Below are 11,231 nucleotides of genomic sequence, written 5' to 3'. Positions count from 1 at the left end.
CTCACATTAACGATAAAAGAGTGTTGCCGCGTCTTGTACGCGCGGTTATTGCAAAATGGCTATTGCAACGCGATGCGTAGCGCCGCCGCCGTAGCAAACGGCGCGAGTGTCGCACTGCCCACTAACATAGCGCCAAGAATCGCCAGATAGCCGCCAATCGGCAACCCCTGACTGGCCGCCTCCATCGCCGCACTGGCGAAGATTAAAACCGGAACAGCCAGCGGTAATACCAGCAGGCTCAGCAGCACGCCGCCGCGCCGTAAACCCACCGTCAGACCCACGCCAATCGCACCGAGAAAACTCAGGGTTGGCGTACCCAGCAACAGCGTCAGGGCCATTGCCCGCCAGCCATTAAAATCCAGTGACAGCAGCAGCGCGGCCAGCGGCGACAGGATAATCAGTGGCACGCCAGTGACCAGCCAGTGCGCCACCACTTTGCCGATAACCGTTACCGGCAGCGGCGTCGGCAGCAACACCAGTTGCTCCAGCGAGCCATCGCTGAAGTCATCACGGAACAGACGCTCCAGCGCCAGCAGCGACGCCAGCAGCGCAGCAACCCAGGCAACGCCCGGTGCAATGCGAGCCAGCTGTTGCGGGTCCGGTCCGATACCTAAAGGAAACAGGGTAATGACGATCAGGAAAAACCAGAGTGGATTGACGACATCCGCGCCGCCACGAAAGGCGATGCGTAATTCACGCTGGATGAGGCGAAACAGCATCACTCTGCCTCCACATCGCCGAGGCGAATTTTACGCACCCGCGCTGCCTCTGCAGGCAAATCCTGATGGGTGGTCAGGATCACTGCACCGCCGTTATCGGCATGCCGGGCGAACTGCGCCATTAATTTTTCAATACCCGCTTTGTCGATGGCGGTCAGCGGCTCGTCAAGAATCCATAGGCGAGCCTGACTGAGCCACAGACGTGCCAGCGCTACCCGACGCTGCTGCCCTGCCGACAACCGGCTGACGGGCACCTCTTCGTCGCCCGTGAGATCGACACTTTCCAGCGCAGCAAAAATCTGCGCATTACTGCAATCGGGATGGTAAAAGCGCAGATTTTCCAGTGGCGTGAGCACGCCTTTGACGCCGGGCTGATGACCCAGATAGAGCATCGCCTGATGCCAGCTTTCACGCTGACGCAGGATCGACTGCTGCTGCCAGCGTATTTCACCCTCTTCAGGACGGCTCAGCCCGGCCAGCAGGCGCAGCAGCGAGGTTTTACCGGCACCATTGGGGCCTTCAATCTGCACAATGTCACCTGCGGATACGCGAAATGAGAGCCGCCAGAACAGCGACCGTTCGTCGTATGCACAAGTGAGTGTAATGATTTCCAGCATTGAGGGGGGAGTCGCACCAGCTAAAAGTGGCCGGGATATTACCACAATGTTGCTGTGGGCCGAAGTGTGAGCCAGCGCTCAGTTTCGCTAGTAAGGGATTATTCGTGCGTTTTCATCAGCAGTCTGAATAAAAATGCAGTTCCGAAAAACGTTGTTACGCTTATTCGCATCGGACGTTACATTTCCGGCAAATAAAAAACGGCTACGCTTATAACGTTACAGCACTATCACCAGGAGAAAATATGAAGCCTTCATCAGATAATGAGCAGGGTCCTAACGACGTAGAGAGCGAAGAAAAGGACAAGGGCACTGACATCGAAGTTGATGAGGAGGCTTTACCCTCCCGCGCGGCTGCGATTCATGAAGAGATTCGCCAGGATGGAGAAAAGGAGCTGGAGCGCGACGGTATGGCGCTGCTCTGGTCAGCTATCGCTGCGGGCTTGTCCATGGGCGCGTCACTGATGGCTAAAGGGATATTTAAGGTACATCTGGATGGCGTATCGGGCGCTTTCCTGCTGGAAAATCTCGGTTATACCTTTGGTTTTGTTATCGTCATTATGGCGCGCCAGCAGCTGTTTACCGAAAATACCGTTACCGCCGTATTACCGGTGATGCACAAACCTACCTGGGGTAACACTGGCCTGCTGTTACGGTTATGGGGCATTGTGTTGCTGGGTAACCTGATTGGTACAGCACTGGGTGCGCTGGCCTTCAATGAGATGCCGATTTTTGACGAGGCCACCCGCCAAGCGTTTACCGACATCAGCATGAAGGTCATGGAAAACACCCCAGGCGAGATGTTTGCCAATGCGGTCATTTCCGGCTGGATTATCGCCACCATGGTCTGGATGTTCCCCTCTGCGGGCGGCGCGAAACTGCTGGTGATTGTGATGATGACCTGGCTGGTTGCGCTGGGCGACCTGGCGCACATTGTTGTTGGCTCGGTGGAAGTGCTCTATCTGGTGTTTAACGGCAGCATTAGCTGGCATGAATTCCTGTGGCCGTTTGCCCTGCCGACGCTGCTCGGCAATATCACCGGCGGCACCCTGATTTTTGCGCTGATCAGCCATGCACAGATTCGCAATGACATGAGTGAAGCCGCTGTGGCCAAAGCAAAAGCTGAGAAGCGGAAGCAGGAAAAACGCCGCCAGCGTGAAGAGACGGAAAACGCGGAATAAATGGCAGGGGCAGACAAGGCTGATTTACCGGTATTGTCTGCCTTTCAGGCATGCTGGCTGAACCTATGATATTGAGATCAAACCGTCAGGCTGAAGCGGAGAATCTTTTCAGCGTGATCGGTCTGCACGCGTCCGTTCTTAACCGCGTTCAGTGCAGAAAATCGGGATTGCTGGCGGAATGAGCAAACGCGCGGCAACCTGGTGAATATTCAGGACTGTTTCGCTATACTGCACGCCGCTGTCCTCTTAGTTAAATGGATATAACGAGCCCCTCCTAAGGGCTAGTTGCAGGTTCGATTCCTGCAGGGGACACCAAATGCCCGTATCTCAACGTCTACTTTATCCATTCCATTCAGTAAGCTAATTCAATTCTATAATCCACCTGCGTCTCCAGCAGGCTCACAAAATCCACAGTGTCATGTTGGTACAATTGTTGGTATGTTTGATTCGATAATGCAAATACCATCAGCCCGAGATTTTTACTATGCCACTCACTGAGTTAAAGGTAAGGAATTCAAAGGCTGCTGCGAAGCCTGTCAAAATAACAGACGGTAATGGTATGCATCTTTTGATTACCCCACACGGTTCTAAATACTGGCGTTTTCCGTATCGCTTTGGCAGCAAACAAAAGATTCTTGCTCTCGGTGTTTATCCTGAGGTTTGACCTGCTCCCCGTTGATTAACACGCCGCGATGTTAGTAATGTCTTCATAAGCCACATGAGGACATCCCCATGAACGCGGGATCCGCGATAAGAAAATGCATTTAAAGCAGTGGTGTGAAATTTTCGACCAGATCCTCAACAAATCCACAGCAAAATAATGAGCACCAAAATCATATAAGGAATTAAAAATGAATAGATTTTCAACAGTTGCAGCCCTGTCTTTAGCAGTTTTGCATACCGACTGCGACAGCAAACCCTCCTCTTCCGAAATCCAGAAAGCTATGCAGGACAACATTGAGCACACAAACCAGACAGCGATTCGGTGAGAATAGCAAAGACATGCTCACGACTCTAAACAAAGCTGAGAAGGTTTCCTGTAAGGAGTCAGAGGAAAAAGGGATATCCCTTTGCAAAGTGGATACTGATATAACACTACACATGATGGACGAGAAGCAAACTGTAGCTGAATTTAAATTCATTAAAAACGATGGTAACTGGAAAGTGTCACTGTGACCTAACGCATCAATCTACAATAGAAATTCTTAGAAAAATCCCGAAGGAAAGATATTTTATTAAATTGCAGCGCCAGGAAATATATCAAAAAAAACAAACCTTTCACACCATTATCAGGGTTATTTGAGGGGTGAATAACACTCACTATTGATTTACACAAATTAATGAATGAGTTTTTGCAACCCTACTTAACTGTGCGAGAAGGTATAAAAATTATATTTTCCAAACCATATCTAAGCATCATCATCATTTAAGTATGAATTAAGATTATCAGCAAAATCAATGAAGGTAGAACCTACCAGAAAATTACCTCTTTTAGGTCGATGCTCTTTGAATATACCAATAGCCTTTAAAGAAACTCCTCCATCCAATTTATTAATTATCAACTGAGCAATTACGCTCCCACTCATACCTGCAAGCGAAGTAACGGTTTTATTAGTACTGGCACCCTCAAAACAGATGTTTTTTTCTTTTCCGCCAGCAATAAAATGAAAATAAATATCTTCGGCTTTTCTTTCATAAAAAAAGTTGTGAAAATTAATATTAAAAGGTGACAAGCCTTTCTCAGGGTGCATTTTATGTAACTTATTAACTTTTGATGGATATCCCATGATCAAAAATGAAGATGTTTTCTCAAAAAAATCGTTATTAACTTTAGTATCAAAAAGAACGCTATTTGGTATTGCCTCCATGATTTTTTCAGACATAGGAATAATAGCGTAATCTTGTTCATCATTAAAAAATACTTCCAGATGCTCGAACTTAAATTTATTTCCGTCAATCGACATGAACGACAATTCACTTTTTTGCATCTCTTTGATTACATGGGAAGCAGTAACAATACAAGGTATATGGTCACCCAATAGATATATAAAACCGCTTCCGATCAAAAAGGCCTCTTGTTTACGGTGAGGTTGAGTTATAAAAAAAGACACTAGTGAACTCTGCCATTCCAAAGCTAATTCAGTAGTCTTGCTCTCATCAATCCACGTTGGGGAATAGTGTATAATTGAAAAATGCGGATAAATTAATTTTGAGTCCTCTAACACTTTCATTTCCTTTTGAATGACAATATAATTTTTTCTGGTAAATTATTAGCAATGTGAGTTATGATCAATATAAATCTACAATTTGTGTGATGACATGAACATTTTTGAAACTGAACAAAAACTTGCTGAACACGGTTTCAATGCGAAAGATATTGCGGCTTTAAGAATGCAAGCTGAAAAAAGTGGAACGACTTACCCGGCTTTACTTAAAGAGCTTAGTATACGCTTTATTGCTTCCATGATCCTTGTAATCATTCTTGCTATTGCCTGGATATATACACTTATGTACAAGGACAACCTCGCTATCACCTCATACTCAATAACAATGCTAATCATAGCTCCAATTTTTTACATCTTTACACCGATGAAGCTAGGCTACAAATCATTCCTATATACAAGAAAAAATTGACTTATTTTTTATTATCGTATATCGACTTAAGAGCGGAATAGTCGTTATATATTTCAACCCCTAATTCAAAACGGCTCATATCTTTAATACCCCGAACAAAATCGGAGTTTATGTAGTAATAAAGACGAAATGTTTCGGGTTTTCTTATCAGTCTGAACATGCCATAGGCCGAGAGAGCAAGATCCATACTGCTGTAAGCAATTTCACCTGTTTTTTGATCAAAGCCCAAGAACCTGGCTGCTCCAATGTAACCATCTTTCAAGAATCCCTGGGCGTCATTTTTTCCTGTAATAACATTCATAACATCTTCCTGAACGCCATTCACGCCATGAAGCGTGAACATCGCACCAAAACCAACCAGGGAACATGTCTGCTGGTGGGGGCGGTGGTGCAGGAAAAGTTCAGTACCGGGACCTATCGGTTCAGGCACTTATTGACAAAGCTACTCCAGCGATAATGCGCTATGTATCCAACGGCAAACATGTCGCCAAAGTTGAGCTTTCGGTATGTAAAGCCGGAGGGAGACAAATTGAGTACTGTCGCATTACGCTTGAAGACGTCCTTATTACTAATTTGGTTTTCAATGGCACTACAAATGGCGACCTTATCGGAGTCTCATATCAGTTCCAGGCATCAAAAGTCAGAACACAGTATTGGGAACAGTCAGCGAGTGGCGGCAAAGGCGCTGAAACTCAGTCAGGGTGGGGTATTAAAGGTAACAAAGAACTGTAATGCCTCAAGAACATTAGATGGTTTAACACGTTCCGACGCTTTTTATTTAAGGTGTCCATCAAGATTGGCACCTTCATATTTTATCTGCCAATAAGAATGTTTCTCAAAGTATAACTCTTAATCCGATGAGACAGTCTTGACACATTCATGAAGCATTAATGAAAATTAAGACTCATATGTTAAGCCAGAATTCAAAAAAGTTTTAATGATCTGAAGAATCATTGCCGACTGGCTAAATGGTAATCCAGGGCTGGTTATTTAGTGTGGTTTAATATCAGTATCTATCGCGGTAAGTTCATAAATTTTAACAACTCCCCCGCCGGCACGCCGAAGGCGTCATGCCATAAACCTGACGAAAACGATGACTGAAGTGTGCTGAAGAGTGGAACCCGCACTGAAAAGCAATGTCGGTCAGCGTCAGGTCAGGTCGCTCAAGCATCGTCCGTGCACGTTCCATACGACGGCGCATTACAAACTGGTGCGGCGCTTCGCCAGTGGTGTGACGGAACATGCGGGCAAAGTGAAACTCACTCAATGCCGCTTCCTGCGCCAGCACCGTCAAGGTTAAAGGCTGATCGAGATGGGTTTCAATAAATTCCAGAACCCGCCGTAATACCGCTGGTGCCAGTCCACCGCGCACCTGGGGCAGTTGCCACCTGACTTCGCTGTAGTGCTGCAACAGATGGGTCAGAAGCAGTGTGGATGCACTGCTCAGCATCAGCTGGCTTGCGGGCTGTTGCCAGTCACTGCTCAGAAGAAAGTGCCGATAAAGCTGGGTAATGCGGTCATCAGTGGAAAAGACTTTCTCATGCAGATTTAACTGCGCCGGGCTGCGGTCCCAGACCCGTTCGGCCAGCTGCCGCAGCTGGTTTTCGCTGCAATAGAGATGAACAAAGGCGAGATCGGCTCGCAGATCCCAGGTTGATGCCGTGCCTGCCGGCATCAGACAGAAGCGATCCGGTGCGCCACCGTTACGCCAGCCGTGTGGGGTTTTATGCCAGGTGTCGTAGCCGCCCGCGACATAAAGGCTCAGCGTGTGATGATCGCTCAGGTTGGTGACGCGATCGCCGCTGTTGAACCAGGCTGCCAGCTGAATGCCGCTATTAAGATGTACATGGTCACGCAGTTGCGCTTTGTGACGTTGCAGCATTTCAAAGGTCTGGTAGGTACGCATCTAAGTATCAGTTCAGATAAAACAGAAGATCAGTTTACGGATTGTAAGGGACAGAGAACAGGTCACATTGGGACGGAGGATAAAAATGCGCAAGATTTTGCAAATCCGGCGCAATGACCTGCAAGACCAGAACACAGTGCAGATGCAGAATCAACGCTTTAGATCGGAGAATCTGGCATGAACCTGTTTTTGTATCTTTCTGTCGTACTTATCTGGGGCACGACCTGGATCGCGATTTATGCGCAACAGTCTGCGGGCGATAACGCAGTGGTCGTCGCGGTGTTCTGGCGGTTTTTGCTGGCTTCACTGGTCATGCTATTGCTGCTTAGGCTGATAAAACGGCTGCACAGACTGACACTTCAGGATCATCTCTTCTGTATGCTGCAGGGCTGTTGTGTCTTTGGCTTCAACTTTGTCTGTTTCTATTATGCTTCCGGCTATATCAGCAGCGGACTGGAGTCAGTGATTTTCTCAATGGCTGTGATGTATAACGCCATTAATAGCTGGGTATTCTTTCGTCAGCGCCCCTCTGCACGTCTGATTCCGGCGATAGTGCTGGGGATAGCAGGCATTGTTGCCCTGTTCTGGCACGATCTGCGCAGTACGCAGGCCTCGGCTGAATTGATATGGGGCATTGGATTGAGTGCACTGGGCACATTGGGATTTTCATTCGGCAATATGATCAGTCAGCGACATCAGCGTCTGAAACGCGATGTACTGACAACCAACAGTTACGGCATGTTATACGGCGCGGTTGCGATGGCCCTTGTCTCGCTGGCGCAGGGGATTTCGCTGCAGCCAACATGGAATACCCAGTGGGCGGGAGCCTTAACTTATCTGGCTATGGTAGGGTCGGTAATAGGGTTTGGCGCCTACTTTACGCTGGTCGGTCGCATCGGAGCCAGTCGTGCTGCGTATACAACTGTCCTGTTTCCACTGGTTGCACTGGCACTTTCCACCCGATACGAAGGGTACGAATGGCATGCCAGCGCCATCCCTGGCCTTGTCATGATTTTGCTGGGCAATGTCGTGATGTTTGCCCGCTGGCCGGCACGCCGTCGCCGGGTCATTATCTGACATGAAGGCGGGCTAAGGCCCGCGTCCGGATGGGCGTTACGCCGACTGCTGCTGAAGAAGTTTCTGTGGTTGATTGATCGCTTTACGCGCAATCCAGTAAAGCAGAACACGCTCATCATCACTATCACGATCGGCCATCGACAGCAGTTTTAATGCCAGGGTCGATTTGGTCACAGGCTGCTGTTCTGTACTGAGTTCAATCACCGCCTGACCGATGATGCAGCAAACGTCATCCTCACTGCTATTGGATTCATATGTCCGGTCTTTCATATTTCCTCCTGTTAAGTGAGCTGTAAGCCTGGCAAATAATCTGGAAACCTGCTCACAGAAAGAGCGCTCTGAAACATTATTTTACGGCTAATTACGCTTAATCATTACTTTGCCGCTTTGCTTACTATTGATGCGGCGTCGCGAATCCCTTCCATTGCCATTCATACCGCCTGAATGGCATTTCATTCCCTGATCCGTTCCATTCATGCCTTAACTGCACACGCGCGCGAATCACGGCTTTATTCTGACCGCAGTTTCCAGATTCCCGGACGGGAGAGAAAAATCATGAACCAGACTCAACAGGCTTCTTACCAGCGTTCCCGCTGGCTTACATTGTTCGGCACGGTAATCACTCAGTTCGCGCTGGGGTCAGTCTACACATGGAGTTTGTTTAATGGCCAACTGTCACAGAAGCTGGATGCTCCCGTCAGCCAGGTCGCTTTTTCTTTCGGCCTGCTAAGTTTAGGCCTGGCTATCGCCTCTTCGCTGGCCGGGAAATTACAGGAACGTTTTGGTGTACGCCGCGTCACTATCGGTGCGGGTGTACTGATGGCGCTGGGTTTCTGGCTCACCGCTCACGCAAATAACCTGATGATGCTCTATTTCAGTGCCGGCTTGCTGGTCGGTCTGGCCGATGGCGCAGGTTACCTGATGACGCTGTCTAACTGCGTGAAGTGGTTCCCGGAGCGCAAAGGGATGATCTCTGCCTGTGCGATTGGGGCATACGGTCTGGGCAGCCTGGGATTTAAATTTATCTGCGGGGCGCTGCTGGCGACGGTGGGTCTGGAACAGACCTTCATGATCTGGGGCGTGCTGGCGATGTCGATGATTATTCTCGGTGCGCTGCTGATGCGTGAAGCGCCTCTGCAGCAGAGCGGGACCTCAACTAAAGGTCAGCCACATACGCGGGATTACACGCTGGCACAGTCGGTACGTCTGCCGCAGTACTGGATGCTGGCGCTGATGTTCCTGACCGCCTGTATGAGCGGCCTCTATGTGATAGGCGTTGCCAAGGATATCGGCGAAGGCCTGGTGCATCTTTCCACGCAGACGGCTGCCAGCGCAGTAACAGTGATCGCGATTGCCAACCTGAGCGGTCGTCTGGTACTGGGTGTGCTCTCTGACAAAATGATGCGCATCAGAGTCATTTCACTGGCACAAATTGTGTCGCTGATCGGAATGAGCGTGCTGCTGTTTACCCGGATGAATGAGATGACCTTCTTCCTGTCACTTGCCTGTGTCGCCTTCAGCTTTGGCGGCACTATCACAGTGTTCCCATCGCTGGTGAGTGACTTCTTCGGGCTCAACAACCTGACTAAAAATTACGGTCTGCTCTATCTCGGCTTTGGTATCGGTAGCGTGCTGGGTTCACTGGTCGCCTCACTGTTTGGTGGTTTCACCGTCACCTTCAGCCTGATTATGACGCTGCTGGTCATCTCGCTGTTCCTGTCACTCACTATCCGCTTACCGCAGAGTTCCGTCACAGCAGAACCGGTGTTGCAACGCCATTAACGCTTACGGACAATGACTACGGGCCGCGATTGAGCGGCCCGTAGTCGTTTAGCCCCGGAATCGCGGCTCTGCCATTCCCGCCACCGCCAGGTCTACTGCAAAGATATCGCCGGACTGCGGATAGCGTGCCAGCTCCTCTTCCGTGCGATCTTCACGTGAACTGGTAATGAACAGCGTTTTAAGATCGGCACCGCCAAAGGCCACCATGGTTGGCCACTTCACCGGCAGCAGGATCTCATCGACGATTTCGCTGCTCTGCGGATCGATACGTACCACGCGTCCGCCATCAAACTGTGCAGACCAGTAAAATCCTTCACTGTCTACAGCAGCGCCATCCGGTAGCCCGCCCTTCGCGTCGAAACGACGGAACAGCGTGCGCTCACCCGGTTCGCCCTGCTCATTCAGCGGATAGCGATAGAGCGCCTCATTTGGCGTGTCGCTGTGATACATCCAGCGTCGGTCAGGAGAAAATGCCAGCCCGTTGGAAATTTTAATGTCGCGCGCCTTCACCTCCAGCTTCAGGTCAGGCGTCACACGGCACAGCAGGCCGCCGTTTTTGTCCTGCGGTTCCCACAGGCTGCCGCACCAGAAGTTACCCCAGGGATCAACGCGGCCATCATTAAATCGACTTTGCGCAGCGATACCGGGATTCTCTGCGACCTTTTTCTCCGGCTTACCCTGCGCATCCAGCAGCCAGACACCGCCGCGCAGTGCCGCTATTATCCCGCCCTGCTCACGCAGTCCAATACATCCCACCTCTTCCGCCTGCGGGAAGGTTTGCAGCTCGCCGCTGACTGGATTAAAACGGTGAATGGCCGGTGCCAGGATATCGACACAGTAGAGCACCTGCTCCTCCACTGACCAGAGCGGGCATTCGCCCAGCTCTGCCTGTAAAGCCAGAATATTTTTAACGTCATGCGGCATGTTTCTCTCCCATTGAAATGACATGCTAATAATGTAGTGGTAAAAACTTTTAAATGAGAATTATTTTCGCTTGATTTTGAGACTATTCTCTTTGATAGTATCTATTATTCAGTTCATTCCGATGTCTTTAATTGCCCTTGCCGCACACTTCAGCATTTTGAAATATTCCGTCATATCTTCTTAAATAACTCTACAAAGCCTGCATCTTCACTCCACTTTTCCGGCGTAGTGTCGTAGTCATTGGAAAAGAGGAGAAGCTTCCGATGAAGAGATTAATTAAAGTCGCTTCTGTCGTTGCACTGATGACGTTATTAAGCGGTTGTATTATCAGTCCACGACACGACAATGGCTGGCATCGCGGAGGTGGCGGCGGATATCATGGAGGCTACTATGG

At 49.3% G+C, this 11,231-nt stretch carries 11 protein-coding genes, 1 tRNA gene and 2 pseudogenes; 7 read left to right on the top strand and 7 right to left on the bottom strand.

The genetic code is table 11. From position 1 onward, the window contains the following. Nucleotides 1–59: 59 nt before the first annotated feature. On the bottom strand, nt 60–719 hold the full coding sequence (gene ccmB / locus P2R09_RS08305; protein ID WP_275768705.1) for a heme exporter protein CcmB: 660 nt from the start codon (nt 717–719) through the stop codon (nt 60–62). Continuing rightward, nucleotides 719–1,336, bottom strand: a complete 618-nt coding sequence (ccmA, locus tag P2R09_RS08300) for a cytochrome c biogenesis heme-transporting ATPase CcmA (protein ID WP_275768703.1) — start codon at nt 1,334–1,336, stop codon at nt 719–721. The genes ccmB and ccmA overlap by 1 nt, the downstream gene beginning before the upstream one ends. Nucleotides 1,337–1,578: 242 nt before the next feature. Between ccmA and P2R09_RS08295 the strand changes: the two genes are divergently transcribed. The 3 genes and pseudogenes from P2R09_RS08295 to P2R09_RS08285 all read left to right on the top strand — a co-directional run. Then, nucleotides 1,579–2,514 (top strand): formate/nitrite transporter family protein, encoded by a 936-nt coding sequence (locus P2R09_RS08295; RefSeq protein WP_275768701.1) that lies wholly within the window; start codon nt 1,579–1,581, stop codon nt 2,512–2,514. Nucleotides 2,515–2,754: 240 nt separating this feature from the next. Then, nucleotides 2,755–2,829: transfer RNA gene (locus P2R09_RS08290), tRNA-Arg, on the top strand. Between the two features lie 169 nt (nt 2,830–2,998). Further along, nucleotides 2,999–3,175 (top strand): annotated as a pseudogene (locus P2R09_RS08285) (Arm DNA-binding domain-containing protein); the annotation flags it as partial. 748 nt (nt 3,176–3,923) lie between these two features. Here P2R09_RS08285 and P2R09_RS08280 read toward each other — a convergent pair. After that, nucleotides 3,924–4,739: a serine protease gene (locus P2R09_RS08280; RefSeq protein WP_275768699.1), complete on the bottom strand. Its 816-nt coding sequence runs from the start codon at nt 4,737–4,739 to the stop codon at nt 3,924–3,926. A gap of 94 nt (nt 4,740–4,833) precedes the next feature. Between P2R09_RS08280 and P2R09_RS08275 the strand changes: the two genes are divergently transcribed. Further along, on the top strand, nt 4,834–5,148 hold the full coding sequence (locus tag P2R09_RS08275) for a hypothetical protein (RefSeq protein ID WP_275768697.1): 315 nt from the start codon (nt 4,834–4,836) through the stop codon (nt 5,146–5,148). A gap of 1 nt (nt 5,149) precedes the next feature. Here P2R09_RS08275 and P2R09_RS08270 read toward each other — a convergent pair whose 3' ends face one another. Beyond that, the gene (locus P2R09_RS08270) at nt 5,150–5,449 is read right to left on the bottom strand and encodes a DUF4225 domain-containing protein (protein ID WP_345799224.1); all 300 of its coding nucleotides are present in this window, start codon (nt 5,447–5,449) and stop codon (nt 5,150–5,152) included. 50 nt (nt 5,450–5,499) lie between these two features. Here P2R09_RS08270 and P2R09_RS08265 point away from each other — a divergent pair. Continuing rightward, nucleotides 5,500–5,880: pseudogene (locus P2R09_RS08265) on the top strand (type VI secretion system tube protein Hcp); the annotation flags it as partial. Between the two features lie 304 nt (nt 5,881–6,184). On the opposite strand, the gene P2R09_RS08260 reads toward P2R09_RS08265, so the two are convergent. Next, nucleotides 6,185–7,054 (bottom strand): AraC family transcriptional regulator, encoded by an 870-nt coding sequence (locus tag P2R09_RS08260; RefSeq protein WP_275768693.1) that lies wholly within the window; start codon nt 7,052–7,054, stop codon nt 6,185–6,187. 177 nt (nt 7,055–7,231) lie between these two features. Here P2R09_RS08260 and P2R09_RS08255 point away from each other — a divergent pair, with 177 nt between their 5' ends. Next, a complete protein-coding gene (locus tag P2R09_RS08255) occupies nt 7,232–8,131 on the top strand; it encodes an EamA family transporter (RefSeq protein WP_275768691.1) in 900 nt (299 codons plus the stop codon). A 36-nt stretch (nt 8,132–8,167) separates the two neighbouring features. Here P2R09_RS08255 and P2R09_RS08250 read toward each other — a convergent pair whose 3' ends face one another. Continuing rightward, complete coding sequence (locus P2R09_RS08250) at nt 8,168–8,401, bottom strand: hypothetical protein (RefSeq protein ID WP_003848934.1); 234 nt, start codon at nt 8,399–8,401, stop codon at nt 8,168–8,170. 285 nt (nt 8,402–8,686) lie between these two features. On the opposite strand from P2R09_RS08250, the gene P2R09_RS08245 reads away from it, so the two are divergent. Next, the gene (locus P2R09_RS08245) at nt 8,687–9,913 is read left to right on the top strand and encodes an MFS transporter (RefSeq protein ID WP_275768688.1); all 1,227 of its coding nucleotides are present in this window, start codon (nt 8,687–8,689) and stop codon (nt 9,911–9,913) included. A 48-nt stretch (nt 9,914–9,961) separates the two neighbouring features. Here P2R09_RS08245 and P2R09_RS08240 read toward each other — a convergent pair whose 3' ends face one another. Further along, complete coding sequence (locus tag P2R09_RS08240) at nt 9,962–10,837, bottom strand: SMP-30/gluconolactonase/LRE family protein (RefSeq protein WP_008926512.1); 876 nt, start codon at nt 10,835–10,837, stop codon at nt 9,962–9,964. Nucleotides 10,838–11,231: the final 394 nt, after the last annotated feature.

The sequence above is a fragment of the Pantoea sp. Cr_R13 genome (assembly GCF_029222565.1).
Taxonomy (GTDB): Bacteria; Pseudomonadota; Gammaproteobacteria; order Enterobacterales; family Enterobacteriaceae; genus Pantoea; species Pantoea eucalypti.
The sequence above is the reverse complement of the archived record's forward strand: the minus strand, read 5'-3'. Positions and strand labels throughout refer to the sequence as shown.

Excerpts from the sequence above, each read along its gene's own strand:
- P2R09_RS08245 (WP_275768688.1), top strand. The coding sequence starts at position 8,687 with ATGAACCAGACTCAACAGGCTTCTTACCAGCGTTCCCGCTGGCTTACA.
- ccmB (WP_275768705.1), bottom strand. The coding sequence starts at position 719 with ATGCTGTTTCGCCTCATCCAGCGTGAATTACGCATCGCCTTTCGTGGC.
- P2R09_RS08240 (WP_008926512.1), bottom strand. The coding sequence starts at position 10,837 with ATGCCGCATGACGTTAAAAATATTCTGGCTTTACAGGCAGAGCTGGGC.
- P2R09_RS08270 (WP_345799224.1), bottom strand. The coding sequence starts at position 5,449 with ATGAATGTTATTACAGGAAAAAATGACGCCCAGGGATTCTTGAAAGAT.
- ccmA (WP_275768703.1), bottom strand. The coding sequence starts at position 1,336 with ATGCTGGAAATCATTACACTCACTTGTGCATACGACGAACGGTCGCTG.
- P2R09_RS08275 (WP_275768697.1), top strand. The coding sequence starts at position 4,834 with ATGAACATTTTTGAAACTGAACAAAAACTTGCTGAACACGGTTTCAAT.
- P2R09_RS08255 (WP_275768691.1), top strand. The coding sequence starts at position 7,232 with ATGAACCTGTTTTTGTATCTTTCTGTCGTACTTATCTGGGGCACGACC.
- P2R09_RS08250 (WP_003848934.1), bottom strand. The coding sequence starts at position 8,401 with ATGAAAGACCGGACATATGAATCCAATAGCAGTGAGGATGACGTTTGC.
- P2R09_RS08295 (WP_275768701.1), top strand. The coding sequence starts at position 1,579 with ATGAAGCCTTCATCAGATAATGAGCAGGGTCCTAACGACGTAGAGAGC.
- P2R09_RS08260 (WP_275768693.1), bottom strand. The coding sequence starts at position 7,054 with ATGCGTACCTACCAGACCTTTGAAATGCTGCAACGTCACAAAGCGCAA.